This is a genomic window from Kribbella sp. NPDC055071, assembly GCF_053608045.1.
This window is the reverse complement of the sequence record NZ_JBSGUS010000008.1, coordinates 110,972-129,365: the sequence shown is the minus strand read 5'-3', so window position 1 is coordinate 129,365 and position 18,394 is coordinate 110,972. Positions and strand designations below refer to the sequence as shown.

The 18,394-nt window shown below is 68.2% G+C and carries 15 protein-coding genes and 1 riboswitch; of the genes, 12 read left to right on the top strand and 3 right to left on the bottom strand.

From position 1 onward, the window contains the following. Positions 1–32 precede the first annotated feature (32 nt). Entirely contained in the window at positions 33–1,448 is a 1,416-nt protein-coding gene (locus tag ACWF4Z_RS15655; RefSeq protein WP_452243720.1) for an aminotransferase-like domain-containing protein, read from the bottom strand. A gap of 63 nt (positions 1,449–1,511) precedes the next feature. Between ACWF4Z_RS15655 and ACWF4Z_RS15650 the strand changes: the two genes are divergently transcribed. From ACWF4Z_RS15650 to ACWF4Z_RS15620, 7 genes are all read left to right on the top strand, one after another. Beyond that, positions 1,512–2,612 (top strand): pyridoxal phosphate-dependent aminotransferase, encoded by a 1,101-nt coding sequence (locus ACWF4Z_RS15650; protein WP_452243719.1) that lies wholly within the window; start codon positions 1,512–1,514, stop codon positions 2,610–2,612. A gap of 9 nt (positions 2,613–2,621) precedes the next feature. Next, entirely contained in the window at positions 2,622–4,604 is a 1,983-nt protein-coding gene (gene tmk / locus ACWF4Z_RS15645; RefSeq protein ID WP_452243718.1) for a dTMP kinase, read from the top strand. Further along, on the top strand, positions 4,604–5,773 hold the full coding sequence (locus ACWF4Z_RS15640) for a DNA polymerase III subunit delta' (protein ID WP_452243717.1): 1,170 nt from the start codon (positions 4,604–4,606) through the stop codon (positions 5,771–5,773). Before tmk ends, ACWF4Z_RS15640 begins: the two co-directional genes overlap by 1 nt. Positions 5,774–5,910: 137 nt before the next feature. Then, a complete protein-coding gene (locus ACWF4Z_RS15635; protein WP_452243716.1) occupies positions 5,911–6,579 on the top strand; it encodes a DUF4190 domain-containing protein in 669 nt (222 codons plus the stop codon). A gap of 45 nt (positions 6,580–6,624) precedes the next feature. Further along, entirely contained in the window at positions 6,625–7,653 is a 1,029-nt protein-coding gene (locus tag ACWF4Z_RS15630) for a DUF4190 domain-containing protein (protein WP_452243715.1), read from the top strand. Between the two features lie 70 nt (positions 7,654–7,723). Then, positions 7,724–8,776, top strand: coding sequence for a PSP1 domain-containing protein (locus ACWF4Z_RS15625; protein WP_452243871.1), 1,053 nt, complete (start codon positions 7,724–7,726; stop codon positions 8,774–8,776). Further along, the gene (locus ACWF4Z_RS15620; protein WP_452243714.1) at positions 8,773–10,317 is read left to right on the top strand and encodes an alpha/beta hydrolase; all 1,545 of its coding nucleotides are present in this window, start codon (positions 8,773–8,775) and stop codon (positions 10,315–10,317) included. Before ACWF4Z_RS15625 ends, ACWF4Z_RS15620 begins: the two co-directional genes overlap by 4 nt. On the opposite strand, the gene ACWF4Z_RS15615 is transcribed toward ACWF4Z_RS15620, so the two are convergent. Beyond that, complete coding sequence (locus tag ACWF4Z_RS15615) at positions 10,314–10,943, bottom strand: hypothetical protein (protein WP_452243713.1); 630 nt, start codon at positions 10,941–10,943, stop codon at positions 10,314–10,316. The genes ACWF4Z_RS15620 and ACWF4Z_RS15615 overlap by 4 nt on opposite strands. A gap of 91 nt (positions 10,944–11,034) precedes the next feature. Between ACWF4Z_RS15615 and ACWF4Z_RS15610 the strand changes: the two genes are divergently transcribed. Next, positions 11,035–11,391, top strand: coding sequence for a sterol carrier family protein (locus ACWF4Z_RS15610; RefSeq protein WP_452243712.1), 357 nt, complete (start codon positions 11,035–11,037; stop codon positions 11,389–11,391). A gap of 94 nt (positions 11,392–11,485) precedes the next feature. Here the strand turns inward: ACWF4Z_RS15610 and ACWF4Z_RS15605 are convergent, their stop codons facing one another. Further along, the gene (locus tag ACWF4Z_RS15605; RefSeq protein WP_452243711.1) at positions 11,486–12,301 is read right to left on the bottom strand and encodes a hypothetical protein; all 816 of its coding nucleotides are present in this window, start codon (positions 12,299–12,301) and stop codon (positions 11,486–11,488) included. A 187-nt stretch (positions 12,302–12,488) separates the two neighbouring features. Between ACWF4Z_RS15605 and ACWF4Z_RS15600 the strand changes: the two genes are divergently transcribed. Genes ACWF4Z_RS15600 through ACWF4Z_RS15585 form a run of 4 tightly spaced genes read left to right on the top strand, consistent with a single transcriptional unit; the run spans position 12,489 to position 18,160 of the window. After that, positions 12,489–13,787, top strand: a complete 1,299-nt coding sequence (locus ACWF4Z_RS15600) for an MFS transporter (protein WP_452243710.1) — start codon at positions 12,489–12,491, stop codon at positions 13,785–13,787. Positions 13,788–13,843: 56 nt separating this feature from the next. Then, a complete protein-coding gene (locus tag ACWF4Z_RS15595; RefSeq protein ID WP_452243709.1) occupies positions 13,844–15,433 on the top strand; it encodes an FMN-binding glutamate synthase family protein in 1,590 nt (529 codons plus the stop codon). 10 nt (positions 15,434–15,443) lie between these two features. Beyond that, on the top strand, positions 15,444–17,168 hold the full coding sequence (locus tag ACWF4Z_RS15590; protein WP_452243708.1) for a thiamine pyrophosphate-dependent enzyme: 1,725 nt from the start codon (positions 15,444–15,446) through the stop codon (positions 17,166–17,168). Positions 17,169–17,179: 11 nt separating this feature from the next. After that, positions 17,180–18,160: a hypothetical protein gene (locus ACWF4Z_RS15585; protein ID WP_452243707.1), complete on the top strand. Its 981-nt coding sequence runs from the start codon at positions 17,180–17,182 to the stop codon at positions 18,158–18,160. Positions 18,161–18,190: 30 nt separating this feature from the next. Next, a riboswitch (cobalamin riboswitch) is annotated at positions 18,191–18,374 on the top strand. Positions 18,375–18,394: the final 20 nt, after the last annotated feature.

Sequence of the window (18,394 nt, the reverse complement as noted above, 5' to 3'; positions counted from 1 at the left end):
TAGAACGTTATGTTCTACGGCGGCTAGCTGCTTCAAAGCGTGATTGAGGGGGTGGGGCGGGTTTGGGTGGGTGGGGGGTTGTAGGTCGCCCAGGCGGTGGTTAGGCGGGTTACTGCTTCGGTTAGGTCGGTGGGGGTGGCTCGGAAGTGTAGGCGGATGTGGGTGTGGCTTTGGGCAGTGATGTCGAGGGCGGCGCCGGGGAGGATGGCCAGGTGGTGGCGGAGGGTGGCTTGGGCGAAGGAGGTGCCGTCGCCGTACGGGAGGCGGACCCAGAGGCATTGGCCTCCGGTGACATCCGGGACGTGCCAGCTCGGTAGGTGTTGAGCCAGTAGGCCGCGCAGGTGGTCGTGGCGGGACTGGAGTTCTTCGGCCAGGCCTAGGTCGTCCAGTTGCGGTATGAGGTGTGCTGCGGCGAGCTGGGTGGGGACGTTGCCGCCTAAGTCGTGGACGGCGCGGATGCGGGCCAGGCGGTTGATGAGTGGAGTGGAGGCGCGGATCCAGCCGATCCTGAGTCCACCCCAGACGCTCTTGCTGAGTGAGCCGACCGAGATCACCGACTCGCTGAACGCCGCCAGCGGCCGGGGCCGCGTCGTACCCGGGAAGCCCAGATCCGCCGGCACCTCGTCCTCGATCAGGGGTACGCCGATGGTCCGCGCCAACCGCTCACGCGCCAACGGAGACATCACCGAGCCAGTCGGGTTGTGGTACGTCGGAATCACATAGGCCAACGCAGGACGTCGTTCCCGCACTGCCGCCTCGAAGCCCTCCAGCCCAACCGGCAGACCACGCAGCACCGCGCCCTCCTCCCGGAACGCCTCCAGCGCACCGGAGAACGTCGGTGCCTCCACGAGCACTTGATCGCCCGGCGACAGCAACGCGTGCGCGATCAAGGACAGCGCCTGCTGCCCGCCGTTCGTCACCATCACCTGGTCAGGCGACGTCGGGACGCCGTACGACGCATATCGCGCCGCGAGTGCCTCCCGCAGGATCGGATGACCGTACGGGTAGTAGCCGATGTCCCGCGTGATCCGGCTGAGCTCAGGAACGATCCGTGCGTAGGCCTCCGCGACTTGGGGCGGCGGCTCACCTGGTGCGGCGCAGATGGCGAACAGTACGTCGTCGTCCCGCCCCTCCAACGAGTCGAGGAAGATCGGGTCCACCGGTGCGTCCTCGACTGCCCCAGCACTCGGCGCACCAGCAACGAGCGTCCCACTGCCCTGCCGACGAGTGATGCGGCCTTCTGACCGGAGTAAGTCGTACGCCGCGACCACAGTGGTCCGGCCGACGGCCAACGCGCCGGCCAGTGCGCGGTCCGCCGGTAGCAGCGCTCCAGGCGGAAGTTCGCCGTCGTCGATCAGTCGGCGGAGGCGGGTCGCGAGCAGCACGTACAGCGGGCCGCGGCCCGACGACCAGCGACCCAACCGCTCAACCACCTCGATTGGTCTCATTCGCGATCCAATTCTGCGGGATTGGCTCTGGGTCCGCCAGAGTCCGTCCCGAACGATGGATCCATGGCCAGTTTCCCCCGCAGCGACATCATGTCCCTGACCGCCGAGCAGCCCCGGCACGAGCTGGGCGAGAGCTACGGGCCGGACCTCAAGCTCTCCGACCTGTTGACGCCGGAGCTGGGCGACCTCGAGCTCGGGTACGGCACCGCGGCCGGTGACCTTCGGCTGCGGACCGCGATCGCCGAGCGGCACGGCGTACGTCCGGAACAGGTAGTGATCACGGTCGGCGGTATGCACGGGATCTTCCTGCTCGCCTACCTCCTGGCGGATCACGGCGGTCAGGTCGTCACGACCGCGCCGCTGTTCCCGATCGCCCGGAACGCCTACGCATCGGTCGGATCCGACGTTCGAGTGGTCCCGCTCAGCTTCGACGACGGTTACCGCGTGACCGCCGAGGCCGTCCGCGCGTACCTCACGCCAGACACCAAGCTCGTCAGCCTCGCGACCCCGCAGAACCCGTCCGGTGTCGCGATCCCGCAGGCCACCCTCGCGGAGATCGTCGCCGCCATGACCGAGATCTGCCCGGACGCATACCTGATGGTCGACGAGACCTACCGGATTGCGTCGTACGGCGATGACCCGGTCGCGGAGACCGTTGTGGGGCTCGGACCCAAGGTGGTGACCGTCGCGTCGCTGTCGAAGTGTCACGGCGCGGCCGGACTGCGGATCGGATGGGTCATCGGCACGGACGCGGACCTGATGGACCAGCTGAAGACAGGCAAGTTCAGCACGGTTGTCTCCGCGGCGCCGGTGACCGAGGCGCTGGCCCTCCGCGTATTCGAGCGGGAGGACGAGATCCTCGCCGTACGTCGGCCCTGGCTCGCCGCCGGACTCGCCGCGACCGAGAAGTGGGTGGAGGCGAACGGCGACCTGGTCGAGTGGGTCCGTCCTGATGCGGGAGCGCTGTGCTGCATCCGGCTCAAGCCGGCTGTTTCGCTGGACCAGTTCCGGCGGGCGACGGCAGATCTCGGTGTCCGATTGGCCGACGGGAACTGGTTCGACGACGAGTCGCGGATCTGCCGTCTCGGGTTCGGGTTCCTGCCGCCGGCCGAACTGAACGCGGCTTTGGATGCCCTGGCCAAAGCTGTCCGGGCCGCCCACTAGTCTTGCGGTGTGCCGGAGGTTTACGACCCGCTGACCGATCCTGCACCGGCGCACGATGTGCGCGCGGTGTTGCGGATCAGGGCGTTCCGGCGGCTGTGGATCGCTTTTGGTCTGTCCAGTCTCGGCGACTGGATCGGGCTGCTGGCGCTGACCGCGATGGCGAAGTCGTTCGCGGGCGACGACTATCAGGCCGCCAACTTCGCGATCGGCGGCGTGCTGTTCCTGCGGGTGCTGCCGGCGTTGGTGATGGGTCCGGTGGCCGGCTGGATCGCGGACCGGCTGGACCGGCGGTCGACGATGATCATCGGCGACCTGATCCGGGCCGCGTTCTTCGTCAGCATCCCGATCGTCGGCACCCTCACCTGGGTGCTGGTGGCGACCGTGCTGATCGAGATCGTCAGCCTGATCTGGGGTCCGGCCAAGGACGCGAGCGTGCCCAACCTGGTGCCCCGGCACCGGCTCGAGGCAGCCAACCAGATCAGCCTGATCACGACGTACGGGACCGCTCTGCCGGCCGCGGTCATCTTCACGGCGATCACCCTGCTCTTCCGCTGGGCCGGCGACTTCTCGATCGACCTGGCCGTCTACGTGAACGCGGCGACCTTCGTGATCTCGGCGTTCGCGATCATCTCGGTCTCCGAGATCGGCCGCGCGGTTCACGAGCACGAGGACCATCCGACGCTGTGGCGGACCATGATCGAGGGCTGGTCCTATGTGACTGGTACGCCGGTCATCCGCGGGCTCGTGGTCGGGATCTCCGGCGCATTCGCGGCCGGTGCGGTCGTGGTCGGCCTCGGTCGTACGTACGTCGAGGGTCTCGGTGCAGGCGATCCTGGCTACGGCGTGCTGTTCGGTGCGGTGTTCGGTGGTCTCGCGCTCGGGATGGGGTTTGGGCCACGGATCTTCTCCGGGTTGTCCCGGCGCCGGCTGTTTGCGGCCGGACTGGTCGGCTCCGGCATCTGCCTGGCTGGGTTGGCGCTGGTTCAGCAGATCGAGATCGCCACGATGGTTGCGATCCTGCTCGGATTCTGTGCGGGTGCGTCGTGGGTCTCCGGCTACACGCTGCTCGGTCTCGAGGTTCCGGACGCGGTCCGCGGCCGGACCTTCGCGTTCGTGCAGTCAGCGGTCCGCACAGTGCTCGCGGTCACGCTGGCCATTGCGCCGTTCGCTGCCGGTGCGATCGGCCGGCACACCTACACGGTTGCCAAGAAGTCGGTGACGTACAACGGCGCCTCGATGACCATGCTGATCGCCGCGATCGTGGCCGGCGTGATCGGTCTGGTCGCTTGGCGGCAGATGGACGACCGCCCAGGAGTCCCGTTCTGGCGCGACGTACGACGAAGCTTCGGCAAGACCCCCGGTGTGTATCCGACGACCGGACTGTTCATCGCCCTCGAAGGCGGCGAAGGTGCTGGGAAGTCGACCCAATCCGCATTGCTCGTGGAGTGGTTGGAGGAGCAGGGCCAGCAGGTCCTGCTCACCCGTGAGCCGGGCGCGACCGAGCTCGGCAAGACGTTGCGGAAGCTCGTCCTCGACCCCGCCACCGGCGACATCTCGCATCGCGCGGAGGCCCTGATCTACGCCGCCGACAAGGCTGAGCACGTCGACTCGGTGATCAAGCCCGCACTCAAGGCCGGTGCCGTCGTCATCACCGATCGGTACGTCGACTCCGCGCTGGCCTACCAGGGATCCGGCCGCGACCTGGAGCAGAGCGACGTGGAGCGGGTGAACCGCTGGGCCACCGATGACCTCCGGCCGAACCTGACCATCCTGCTCGATCTCCCCCCGACGAACGGCCTCGGCCGGTTCACCGAGCGAGACCGGATCGAGGCGCAGTCGAACGACTTCCACGAGCGCGTCCGGAACGCGTTCCTCGAGCTCGCCGCCGCCGAGCCACAGCACTACTTGGTCCTCGACGCCACCCAGAACCGTGAAGACCTGGCCAAGCAGATCCGCGGCCGGCTCCAGCCGATCCTCCCCAAGGTGGACTGATGAGCGTCTGGGACGACCTGGTCGGGCAGGAGCCGGCTGTCGCCGTACTGAAGAAGGCTGTCGCCGGCGCCGAGGCGGGGATGCGGGGCGAGCGAGGCGCCGCAGTTGCTGGGATGACGCACGCGTGGCTGATCACCGGGCCGCCCGGATCCGGCCGGTCCAACGCCGGGCGTGCGTTCGCGGCAGCGCTGCAGTGTGCTCACAGTGGCGACGGGACGTGCAACGAGTGCCGTACTGCGCTCAGCGGCGCACACCCCGATGTGTCGTTGATCCGCACGGAGCTGCTGTCGATCCGGGTCAGCGAGATCCGCGAGCTAGTCCGCCGGGCCGCGATGAGCCCGACGCAGGGCCGGTGGCAGGTGATGGTGGTCGAGGACGCGGACCGGCTGACCGAGCAGGCCGCGGACGCGCTGCTGAAGAGCATCGAGGAGCCTGCGCCGCGGACGGTCTGGGTGTTGTGCGCTCCGACCGTGGAGGACGTCGTACCGACGATCCGGTCGCGCTGCCGGCTGTTGGTGCTGCGGACGCCGCCGGTGGGCGCGGTCGCGGACATGCTGATGAGCAAGCTGGGTGTGGACGCGGAGCTGGCCGGGTTCGCGGCGCGCGCGGCGCAGGGTCACATCGGCCGGGCTCGGGCGTTGGCGCGCGACGAGGAGGTGCGGGAGCGGCGGACCAAGGTGCTGGAGGTTCCGTTCGCGCTGCGCGACCTCGGTGCGTGTCTGAAGGCTGCGCAGCAGTTGGTCGAGGCTGCGAAGGAGGAGGCCAAGGTCAGCGCCGAGAAGGTCGACGAGAAGGAACGGCTCGCACTCGAGCAGGCGCTCGGCGTCGGGACCAAGGGCGCCAAACCGCGCGAGGCGAACGCGGCGCTGAAGGAGCAGGAGGACCAGCAGAAGGCGCGCGCCAAACGCTGGGAACGCGACGTCCTGGACCGGTCACTGGTCGATCTGATGGCGCTCTATCGCGACGTCCTCGTCGTACAGACGAAGGCCGGTACCGAGCTGATCAACGCCGAGCTGCACCGTAATATCGAGCAGTTGGCGGCTCGGACCACGCCTGAACAGACGATCCGCCGTATCGGCGGGATCACCGCGTGTCGTGAGGCGATCGAGACCAATGTGGCCCCTCTGCTCGCCCTGGAAGCGATGACGATCGCGCTGTTCGAAGGCTAGGGCGACAGGGTGGTCACTCTCTGAGACGGCTGTCCGATTACTGGGCAGCTGATGTAACACCGAGACCCGCGGGTCCGATGTCCGTGTGTCCGGGCTAAACAGATCGCTCGGCGTGAAATGTGCCGAAACGGACCCTCATGAGCCAGCCGCCCCCTCCGACGCAGCCTGTGCGGCGCTCGTTGCCGTCGGCCGAGTCATGGCTGACGGGCGTCCCGACTCCGGCACAGCAACGGCAGGACGGGTACGCCGTGGCCGCGCTCGCGACCAGCCTGCCTGGGCTGGTGCCGCTCGGGGTAGTCCTGGCGGGCATCGCCCTGCGCCGGATCAAGCGAACCGGACAGCGCGGCAAGGGACTCGCGTACGGCGCTCTCGTGGTCAGTCTGTGTTGGGTCATCGCGATCGGCGTCGCGGTCGCCCTCGGCCTGGACGTCGAGCGCCGGGCCGGCGTCGGTAAGACGGTGTCGATCTCCCAGGTCGAGGTCGGGCGGTGTTTCGACGCGGACCTGGAGGAGGCGACGCTTCGGTCGGTGCGGATCGCGGCGTGCACGGCCGCGCACACCGGCGAGGCGTACGCGAAGGTCCGGGCCGCCTTGAGCGGACTCTCCTCCGAGCAGACCGGAACCGTGGCGACCCAGCAGTGCGCGATCGCGTTCAGCGACTTCGTCGGCAAGCCGTACGAGCGGTCCGAACTGGACATGTACTACGTCGTGCTGGAAAATCGTGCTGTTGCTGACGGCAACGTCCTGTGTCTGGTCGGGATGCCGGGAATGAAGTTGACCGGTAGCATGCGCGGATCACAGCGGTAGTCGTTCCAGCGCCCGTCGTACGAGCGGGGAAGCAGTGGGGGAAATGTGACTCAGCCACCGTACGGACCAGATCCGGGGAGACCACAGGATCGGCCTCAGGACGCCACTCAGCCGTTCCCGACGTACGGGCGTCCGCAGTTGCCGCCGGCTGGTCAGCCCCAGGCGGGGCAGCCCCAGGCCGGTCAGCCTGGTCAGGCGCAGGGTGGGACGCAGTGGGCGGCTCCTGGGCAGCCGCCGCCCCAGCAACAGGGTGCTTACGGGCAGCAGGCTCCTTATGGGCAGCAGCCGGGTGGGTATCAGCAGGCCGGATATCAGCAGGCTGGTCCGCAGCCGGCTGGGGCTCAGCAGGCTGGGGCGCAGTCGGCTTATGGGCAGCAGGCTTACGGGCAACCGTCGTACCCGGCGCCGATGCCTTATGCGTACGGGTACGGCTACGCGGGTCAGCAGGGTGGTGGCACGAACGGGTTGGCCGCGGCGTCCTTGGCCTGTGGGCTCGGCGGGCTGATCATCGGGATCTCGGCACCGGTCGCGATCCCGCTCGGGATCGCCGCGCTGGTCCAGATCAAGAAGCGGAACCAGACCGGCAAGGGCATGGCGATCGCCGGCCTGATCATCGGCTCGGTCCTCACGGTCGGCTACGTACTGCTCCTGGTCTTCCTCTTCGCGCTCGGCTCGAGCCTCGACGACGACTACAACGGTGCGTCGGGGACGTCGAGCTCGACCACGACGTACGAAGATCTCAGCGTCGGAGAGTGCTTCGACGACGGCTCCGCCGACGACGAAGCCATCCGCCGGACCTGCACCGAGGCCCACGACGGCGAGATCATCTCGCAGGTCACGCTGGGAGACGGCCCGTACCCGGGCAAGACCGCCGTCAACACCCAAGCCAAGTCAGCCTGCGCGACCGTCTTCGCCGCGTACGTCGGCAAGTCCGTCGACAAGTCCGAACTAGACGTCGCCTGGTGGACCCCCGACGAAAACCTCTGGAACGACCACGACCGCATGGTCATCTGCGCCGCCTACGGCCCACCCGGCGAAGACCTCACCAGCACAGTAAAGAACAGCCACCGGTAATTCCCCCGGCTGCGGAGCACGCGGGGGCTGAATAGTACGCGGGGGTTGGAAGTAGTGTGGCGGGGTGGGCATGGTGATGGCGGTGTCGTTCGAGCGGTATGGGCGGCTGTACTACCTGGACCCCGGCTCGCATCGGCCGCGGGTCGGGGAGAAGGTGTTGGTTCCGACCGACGACGGGCCGGAGGTGGCGGAGTGTGTGTGGGCTCCGCAGTACGTCACCGAGGAGATCGGTGGGTTGCCGCTGTGTGCGGGCATCGCTACCGCGACGGACCTCGACCGGGACGAGCAGAATCGGCAGCGGCGGGCCGATGCGCGGGTGATCGCCAAGCGGACGATTCGGCAGCACGAGTTGCCGATGAAGGTGGTCGGGATCGACTTCGTCGACCGGCGGCCGGATGTCGATCAGCTGGTGATCGTGTACTTCTCCGCGCCGCATCGGGTGGACTTCCGCGAGCTGGTGCGGGATCTTGCCCGCGCGCTGCGGGCGCGGATCGAGCTGCGGCAGGTGGGTGCGCGCGACGAAGCGCGGCTGCAGGGTGGGATCGGGCCGTGCGGGCGGGACCTGTGTTGCGCGACGTTCCTGAAGGACTTCGAGCCGGTCAGCGTGCGGATGGCGAAGGACCAGGACCTGCCGCTCAACCCGCTGAAGATCTCCGGTGCGTGCGGGCGGCTGATGTGCTGTCTCAAGTACGAGCACCCGCTGTACCAGGAGTTCAACGCGAAGGCGCCGGCGACCGGGACCCAGGTGGAGACCCCCGCGGGTGATGGAGTGGTCGTGGGACACAACGTCCCGAGCGACACGGTGGTGGTTCGGCTGGCTGCTTCTGGCCGGCGGTGTGCGTGCAGTCGAGCGGACGTCTGTTCGCCACGGCAGCAGTACGAAGCGTCCAGTACGACGACCTCGGACGCGCCCCTGGAAGCACCAGTAACTGAACCACTGGCGGAAGACCTGGTGGACGTCGTACCCGATGAGCCCGAAGTCATCGCATCCGCGGTCACCCACCCGGAAACGGCAGAACCGGAGCTCGAGACACCTGAGGCGGAGACCACGGAGGAGCGTCGGCGCCGCAAGCCGCGCCGGCGTCGCCGCCTGCACCACGACGAAGGAGACACCCCGCAGTGAGATTCCGCAACACAACCGTCCTCGTGGCGACTCTGGCGGTACTGGCGAGTGGGTGTGGGGTGGCGAGTCGCGCGCAGAACGCGGACGGCGGTACGTCGACGAACGGTTCGGGCACGAATCCGGTGCCGAAGGGACCGACCGGGCCGATTCCCGCCGGGCTGGAGAAGTTCTACACCCAGCAGCCCGAATGGGAGCGCTGCGGGACGAACCAGCAGTGCGCGACGATCACCGTGCCGCTGGACTACAGCAAGCCGACCGGTCAGACGATCGAGCTGCGGGCGCGGAAGGTGCTGGCCCGGGACCGGAACGGGAAGGTCGGCACGCTGTTCATCAATCCGGGTGGGCCTGGTGCGTCGGGGCAGGAGTACGCCGCCGCGGCCGGGTTCGCGTTCGGGTCGTCGATCCTGCGCAAGTTCGACATCATCGGCTGGGATCCGCGCGGTGTCGGCGAGTCGACGCCGGTTCGGTGCCTGGACACCACCCAGCTGGACAAGTTCATCGCGACGGACGGTAGCCCGGACAACGAGGCCGAGATCACCGACCTGAACAACGAGGCGAAGATCATGGCGGCCGGCTGCGAGCAGCGTTCCGGCGACCTGCTTCCGCACGTCTCGACCAAGGACGCCGCCCGAGACATCGACGTACTGCGGGGGATCGTCGGCGACCCGCAGCTGTACTACTTCGGTGCGTCCTACGGCACCTATCTGGGCGCGACGTACGCCGAGCTCTTCCCGAAGAACGTCGGCCGCCTGGTCCTCGACGGTGCAGTCGACCCGTCGCTGACCACGAAGCAGATGGGGATCGCGCAGGCGAAGGGCTTCGACACCGCGCTGGATGCATTCGCGGACGACTGCGCGCAGCGGTCGTGCCAGCTGGGGAGCACCAAGGCCGAAGTGCTCGGGAAGATCGACCAGCTGATCCAGAGCACCGACGCCACTCCGCTGTCCGGAGACGGCAAGCGTGAGGTCACTCAGGCGATCGCCGTGCTCGGAGTCCTCTATCCGCTGTACGTGAAGGACCTTTGGCCACAGCTCGAGGACGCGGTCGCCGCCGGCCTCTCCGGGAACGGCGCGCGCCTGCTCGCCCTCGCTGATCAGTACACCGACCGGCAGCCGAACGGGTACGCCGACAACGCCAACGAGGCGATCAATGCGGTGAACTGCGTCGACCGGCCGGACTACACCTCGATCGCGCAACTGAAGGCGGAGGAGCCGGAGTACAAGGCGGCGTCACCGCGGTTCGGCGAGTTCATGCTCTGGTCGTCGTCGGTCTGCCTCAACTGGCCGGTCAAGGCTCAGGGCGCGCCGCACGCGATCAAGGCCGCGGGTGCGAAGCCGATCCTTGTCGTCGGTACGACGCGTGACCCGGCGACGCCGTACGCCTGGGCTGTCGGGCTCGCTCACCAGTTGGAGAGCGGTGTCCTCATCACCCGCGACGGCGACGGCCACACCGGCTACAAACAAGGCAACGCCTGCGTAGATGGCACGGTCGAGAGTTACCTGTTGCAGGGGACGGCGCCGACAGCGGACGTGAAGTGCTAGTTCGGTCTGTTGTCGCCTGAGGCTGTGGGGAGCTCCAGGGTGTCGGTGGCGTGCTGGAGGATGGCTCGGAGGGCGGCTTCGTCCTGCGGGCGGCCGCCGACCGTGATCTCGACCGCGGACGTCTCCCCGTTGTCGGTGGAGATCCAGCGGGACAGGCCCATCCGCGGTCCGCGGATCTGGTCGACGTACGTGTAGATCAGCGTGCCGTTGTCACGGCTGACCACCTTGAGGTCGCGCTCGTCGATGCTGCGCTCCCGCGCCTGCACGAGCTGATCCGGCGACTGCTTGCTCCCGCGCGTGTCGAACCGGATCTGCCACACGTCGGTCGGGTCCTGGAACCGCGGCCGGGTGTCGTCCCGCGAGCTCTTCCACCCGGTCGGGACCTCGGCCGAGACCGGCGCCTTCGAGGTGCCGAACGTCTGCGTGACGTACTGCAGCGAGTCGACCTGGAGCCCGTCGGTACGGACCGGTGTGCTGGGCGCGGGTTGGCTGTTGACGATCCCGGCCGGGGTGTCGTTCCCCGCCAGCGGATTGCCGTTGAAGGCGAGAACCCCGCCGAACACGGCCACGCCGACGGTCATTCCCGCCAGCGTCATCAGCAGCGCCTGGTGCCTGGGCGTCAGCATCCCGACCTCACTTCCTGTCTCCCGCCTGATTATCCCTGACGAAAGGGGCGTCCCCGCAATCCGTTGCGATCCGCGCGTACGCTGGCACGTCGTGGACACGCACGACCCCGCGCGCGCCGAGGCACTGGACCAGGCACTACGCCGGTACGACGACGGTACGGCGGAACGCGCCGACCTCAAGCTGCTCACCAAGCAGCTGCTGAACCTCCTGGTCGCGAAGGCTCCCGGGCACGCGGTCGAGGTGCGGGTGCCGCCGTACGGCGCGGTGCAGGCCATCGAAGGCCCGCGACACACCCGGGGTACGCCGGGAGCCGTCGTCGAGCTCCCGCCTGAGCTCTGGATCGACCTCGCGCTGGGCCGGATCAGCTGGCCTGATGCCCGCGCCACGGGCAAACTCCGCGCCAGCGGCGAACGCACCGACCTCAGCCCGTACCTGCCCCTCGCCTGACAGCAGCTGTGCCTGAAACGTGCCTGAAAAGGCAAACTGGGCCGCGACAGCCCCCCGCCCGGGAGTGTCGCGGCCCAGCAAGTGGGGCGGCGGGTCAGCGACCGCCGGTACCGCTCGCCCAGACCGGCGTCCGGCCGTAGACGACGACCAGGTTGCCGTCGTTCTGCATCTGCAGGACCGAGCCCTTGCGGTTCACGTTGGTCGCCCACAGGGCCTTCTTGGCCGCGCTGTAGACGACCAGGTTGCCATCGGACTGCATGGCCAGGAACGCGCCCTTGCTGATGGTCTTGGTGCTCCACAGCGGGGTCTTGCCGTTCTTGATGATGACCGCGTTGCCGTCGGTCTGCATGGCCAGCCAGTAGATCCGGTTCGGCGAGATCAGCAGCTCGCCCGGCTTGAGCAGGCGGCCGGCGCCCAGCGTGCCGATGACCATGGTCCGGGTCCAGACGGCCTTCTTACGGACGTTGTAGATGACCAGGTTCGAGTCGTTCTGCACGGCCAGGAACGCGCCGGTGCTGCCGCCGGTGTTGCTCGCCCAGACCGGTGTCCGGCCGGAGATGATGACGAGGTTGCCGTCCTTCTGCATGACCAGCGACGACGCCTTGCGAGCCGTCACGCTGGCCCACAGCGCCGTCTTGCCCTTGTAGAGGACCGCGTTGCCGTCGGTCTGCATGATCAGCGTGTACAGACCGTTCTTGGAACGGCGGTACTGCCCGGCCTTGAGGTACTGGCCCGGAAGAAGCAGGTCGGAGACCGCGACAGCCTTGGTCTGGGCCGTGGCAGCGGTCGCTGCCGTGCTGACGGTACCGGTCGCCTGCGCGGCCGAAGGAACAAGCAGGGTGGCACCGGCCGCCACGCCAGCGACGAGGGTGGCGAGCGCCTTGGTGCGCGCCGACTTGATCGAGATCATCCGGTTCTTCTCCGTTGTCGAGGAGGCCGGGCGGTGTGCCCGGCCGGAAAGATTGACGCCTTGGGCAACCAATCGGTTCCACCGTAGGGCGCCGGAGGCTCGCTCCCGGGGCCTTTCGATCCAGATGGAAGGGTCCACGCCCGAAAACAGGTTCGTCGGAGACGCTTGGGCCTGACACTATGTCTCGGTGGCAGCAAGTGTGCGCGCGCGGCTGGCCCGGCTCCGCGTCGATCTGACCCCGTGGCGCAGCTCACGGGACTTCCGCATCCTGCTGATCTCCGGCTCGATCTTCTACCTCGGCGGCATGGTCGGGTACGTCGCTCTGCCGTACCAGCTGTACAAGCTCACCGGATCCAACTTCGCCGTCGGCGCGATGGGGCTGGTGACGATCGCGCCACTGGTCGTGTTCGGCCTGTACGGCGGCGCCCTCGCCGATCACGTGGACCGGCGAAAAATGCTGGTGGGATCGGGAATTGCGCAGGTTGTCATCTCCGCCGTCATGCTCAGCAACACCCTGATCGCGCACCCGCAGGTCTGGGTCATCTACCTCTGCGGCGCACTGAACGCGATCGCCACGTCACTGCAACGCCCGAGCCGCGAGGCCCTGTTGCCGAGGGTGGTGACACACCAGGAGATCCCCGCCGCGGTCGCGCTCAGCTCGCTGACGTCGCAGATCGGCCAGCTCGCCGGCCCGGCCCTTGGTGGTGTCCTGGTCGGATCGGTCGGGGTCTCGTACGCGTTCGGGGTCGAGCTCGCGGGGATCGTGCTGGCCACCGGGTTGTACGCCGGACTACGCCCGTACAAAACCAATGACCGCAGCACGCCACCGAGTTTGCGCGCGATCGGCGGCGGAATCGTCTACGCGTTCCGGCGCAAGGACCTGCTCGCGACCTATCTGGTCGACATGGTCGGGATGTTCCTCGCGATGCCGATCGTGCTGTTCCCGGCGTTCGCGACCGACATTCTGAAGGAGCCGAAACTGCTCGGTCTCCTCTACAGCGCCGAGGCGATCGGCGCGATGTGCGCCAGCCTCACCAGCGGTTGGGCCAAACACGTGCACCACCAGGGCCGAGCCGTCGTCCTCGCGACGATCGGCTGGGGTGCGGCGGTAGGAATCGCCGGACTGGCGCCGAATATCTGGGTCGCGATCGGGTGTTTCGCGGTGGCGGGTGGAGCGGACATGGTGTCGGTGCTGTTCCGGTCGGTGATCTGGAACCAGACGATCCCGGACGAGATGCGCGGCCGGCTCGCGGGCATCGAGATGCTCGGCTACTCCCTCGGTCCGCTGGGCGGACAAGCGCGGTCCGGCATCGTGGCAGACCTCACCAGCGTCCGGTTCGCCATCGTCAGCGGTGGCGCGCTCTGTGTCATCGGCGTGGTCGGGACCGCGGCGTGGCTGCGCGAGTTCTGGCGGTACGACGCTCGCACCGACGAACACGCGGTCCGGGAAAGGGATCTCCGCACCACTGCCGAGACGAGCGGGTAGTTTCGGATCCAGGCCTTGCCGGGTACTCGGGGTGGGTCCTGATCCGAGGAGGTGCGGTGGTTCGCTTCTATGTCCTGGCGACGCTCGGCGTGTTGGGTGCGTTGACTCTGCTGGCGGCGGTGATCGGCGGGGCGGGCTGGTGGGTGCTGCTGGCGGTCGTGATCGCGGTGCTGGTCCTCGGGCTGTACGACCTGATCCAGAAGAAGCACTCGATCCTGCGGAACTACCCGGTGATCGGACACATGCGGTTCCTGCTCGAGGACATCCGGCCGGAGCTGCAGCAGTACTTCATCGAGCGGAACTACGACGGTCGTCCGTACGACCGGGACACCCGCTCGACTATCTATGCCAGGGCCAAGGGCGAGAACGAGGAGCAGCCGTTCGGGACCGAGCGGGACGTCAACGCGGTCGGGTACGAGTACCTGGTGCACTCGACCGCGCCGCGCCCGGTCTCGGCAGAGATCCCACGGGTCCGAATCGGTGGGCCGGACTGCACCGCGCCGTACGACATGGCGTTGCTGAACGTCTCCGCGATGAGCTTCGGCGCGCTCAGCGCGAACGCGATCGAGGCGCTGAACCGGGGTGCGCGCAAGGGCGGTTTCGCCCACGACACGGGCGAGGGCGGAATCAGCAAGTATCACCGGCAAGGCGGCGACCTGGTCTGGGAGATCGGCAGCGGGTACTTCGGGACGCGGACCGAGGACGGCGACTTCGACCCGGACCAGTTCCGCGACAAGGCCGCCGACGACCAGGTCAAGCTGGTGTCGCTCAAGCTCAGCCAGGGTGCGAAACCGGGGATCGGCGGAGTCCTTCCGGGGGCGAAGGTCAGCGCCGAGATCGCGGCCGCGCGGGGTGTTCCGCGGGGAGAGAAGTGCGTGTCCCCGCCGTACCACAAGGTCTTCGCGACGCCGCGGGAACTGGTGCTGTTCATCGCCCGGATGCGCGAGCTGGCGGGCGGTAAGCCGGCCGGTTTCAAGCTCTGCGTCGGTTCGCGGACCGACGTTCTCGCGATCTGCAAGGCGATGGTTGCCGAGGGCATCACACCGGATTTCATTGTCGTGGACGGCGGCGAGGGTGGGACCGGCGCGGCGCCGCAGGAGTACGAGGACCACGTCGGTACGCCGTTGACCGAAGGACTGCTCACCGTGCACAACGCGCTGGTCGGCGTCGGGCTGCGGGACCGCGTCAAGGTCGGTGCCTCGGGCAAGGTGGCCACCGGGGTCGACATCGTGAAGCGGATCCTGCAGGGCGCGGACTACACCAATGCGGCCCGGGCGATGATGATGGCGACCGGTTGCATCCAGGCGCAGACCTGCCACACGAACACCTGCCCGGTCGGGGTCGCCACCCAGGACCCGCGCCGGATGCGCGCGCTCGACGTGACCGACAAGACCGCGCGGGTCGCCAGCTACCAGCACGAGACGATCAAGCAGGCGATGCAGGTGATCGCCTCGATGGGTCTGGACGGACCCGACCAACTCGAACCGCGGATGCTGCTGCGCCGGATCGACCACACCCGGACCGCCAGCTATGCCGAGCTCTTCGACCACCTGACACCCGGCCAGTTGCTGGGCAGTCCGCACGACCTCCCGGCCGAGTGGGCCCGCGACTGGGCGCACGCGGATCCTGATGTGTTCAAGCCCTGAGGAGTCATGGATGACCACGATTGCTGAACTGCTCGTCGAGTCGCTGGCGGACCACGGCGTCAGCTCTGTCTGGGGTGTCGTCGGTGACGCCCTGAACCCGGTCACCGACGCGATCCGGCGGGAGGATCGGATCGAGTGGATCGGGGTGCGGCACGAAGAGGCCGGGGCGTTCGCGGCCGGCGCGCAGGCCGCGCTGACCGGCAAGCTGGGCGTCTGCATGGGGACCGTCGGGCCGGGCGCGATCCATTTGCTGAACGGGTTGTACGACGCGGCCAAGTCGCGGGTGCCGGTGCTCGCGATCTGCGGCCAGGTGCCGCGCGAGGAGATCGGCAGCGACTTCTTCCAGGAGGTCGACAACGACGCGCTGTTCGCCGACGTGGCCGTCTTCTCCGCGACCGTGATGACGGCCGAGCAGGCACCCGGACTGATCGAGCAGGCGGTCAACGCAAGCCTGACCGAGCGCGGGGTCGCGGTGCTGTCGTTCCCTGGTGACGTGGGTGGTCTGGAGTTGCCGCACGGTACGGCGGTGCCGCGGTTCGTCGAGCCGGCGTCGCAGACCGTTCCGGCACCGGACGAGTTGGCTGCGGTCGCTGCGGTGCTGAACGCCGCCAAGAATGTGACGCTCCTGGTCGGAATGGGCGCTCGGGAGGCGCTGTCCGAGGTGCAGGAGCTGGCTGCGACGTTGGCTGCACCGACGGTGTTGACGCTGAAGGCGAAAGAAGGGTTCGAGGAGCAGTTGCCGCAGGAGGTCGGGCAGTCGGGGCTGATCGGCAACCATGCCAGCAAGGTCGCGTTCGACGGGTGCGACGTGTTGTTCCTGGTCGGGACGGACTTCCCGTACCGCGAATTCCTGCCGGCCGGGAAGACCGTCGTGCAGCTCGATCTGCGCGGGGCGCACATCGGGCGGCGGATCAGCGCGGCGCACGCGCTGGTCGGGCATGCGAAACCGACGCTCGCGCAGTTGCTTCCGTTGCTCGAGGCAAAGACCGACACCGGGCACCTGGACAAGGCCCGGTCGACGTACGAATCCTGGCGGAAGCGGCAGCAGCAATTCACCGATCCGGGCTTCGACCACAAGGCGAAGGGGCTGCTGCGGCGCAAGGTGGACAACCCGGACGGTCGGATCCGGCCCGAGCTCCTCGCCGCCGTGGTCGATCGGCATGCGGCCGACGACGCGGTGTTCACGACCGATACCGGGATGTCGACGGTGTGGTTGTCACGGTTCGTCCGGATGCGCGGGTCGCGGCGCCTGGTCGGGTCGTACAACCTCGGTTCGATGGCGAACGCGATGCCGCAGGCGCTCGGGCTCGCCGCGGCGGATCGGGATCGCCAGGTCGTCGCGTTCTGTGGTGACGGCGGACTGTCGATGCTGCTCGGCGACCTGATCACCGCGGTGTCCTATCAGCTGCCGGTGAAGCTCGTGGTCTTCGACAACGGGCGGCTCGGGATGGTGAAGCTCGAGATGGAGCAGGTCGGGCTGCCGGAGTACGGGACCAAGCTCGCGAATCCGGACTTCGCCGCGGTCGCGACGGCGATCGGGCTGACCGGGATCCGGGTGGAGAAGCCGGACGAGGTGGAAGCAGCGGTGCAGCAGGCGTTCGCGACGCCCGGGCCCGTGCTCCTCGACGTACTGACGAATCCCGACGAGGTGTCGGTGCCGCCGCAGGTGACGGTGAGCCAGGGCTGGGGGTTCGCGATCGCGAAGAGCAAGGAGTTCCTCGAAAGCTTTGAGTAGTGTGGGTGACCATGCGCATGCGTTCGGTAGTAGGGCTCATCGGGGTTGCCGCGGTGCTGGCGGGATGCAGCGGCCCCGGTCAGGAGAACGCTCCCAACGTGCCGCCGCTCGTCTCGGTGAGCTCGCAGACACCGTCGGACATCCCCACGCCAACGCCGTCGGCCACGCCCTCGGAGACCCCCAGCGGGTCGAAGGTCGCCGACACGTTGTGTGTGCGGATGGACCCGACGCTCGTGCAGTCGACGCTCGCCGTTGCGACGGTGCAGATCGAGCCCGCGCAGCTTCCGGCCGACTTCGGGTTGCCGACGTACGACGTCTGTCAGCTCGCGCTCAGCACCAAGGCCGGTGGCCCGGTCCTCAAGGTCGAGACTTCGGTGCTCCCGGCAACCAAATCGACACTCACCTCAACCCTGAAGGCCTACACGGCCACGAAGGCTGAGCCGGCCAAGCCTGCGCTCGTGGGCGAGGCCGGATACGGGACGAGCACGTTCGTGGTGTTCCTGCTGCAAGGGCGCTTGTACCGGGTCATCGGACCGCAGGCGACGCTGGCGAAGTACGTCGTACTGGGTCAGGACGTCGCCAAGCAGGCGCCCGGCTTGCCCGACCCGCGGCCGGACATCCTGCAGTCGGATTGCGAGCGTGGGTCGTCCCTCGCCGAGAAGGTGATGGGCGCTCCGGCGACAGCTCGCCGTGACGGCGAGAGCCGGCCCGGTGACCTGGTCTGCGGGTGGGTCACCGCGGACAGCGTGCTGTCGACCTCGGTACGACGTACCCGGAAGGCGGAAGCGCTGATGGCGCCGATCCGCGCCGCCAAGACCTCCCAGCCGATCCCGCTGGGTGACGAGGGGTACGTCGACATCGCCACCGGCCGCACCACGATCCGGGTCGGCGACGACAAGCTGATCGAGCTGGTCCCGCTCCCGGCCCGCGCGGTCGATGTGGACCTGATGACGTCGTTCGCGCTCGCGATGGCTCCGCTCTACACCCGCTGAGCAGCCGTACCTGCGATCGAATCGCGGATGTTACTGTGGCGGCGTCGTGGTGCTCGGGAAGCCGGTGAGATACCGGAGCGGCCCTCGCCACTGTGATCGGGATTTCCGCCTGTCGTTCCGTTGAGGAGACCACTGGCCGCGTGCGGCTGGGAAGGTCAGACCGGTGGATGCTGTACCCGTCAGCCAGGAGACCGGCCACGGCGCGTCAGACCCGTCCACGAGGTGCTGGAGGAG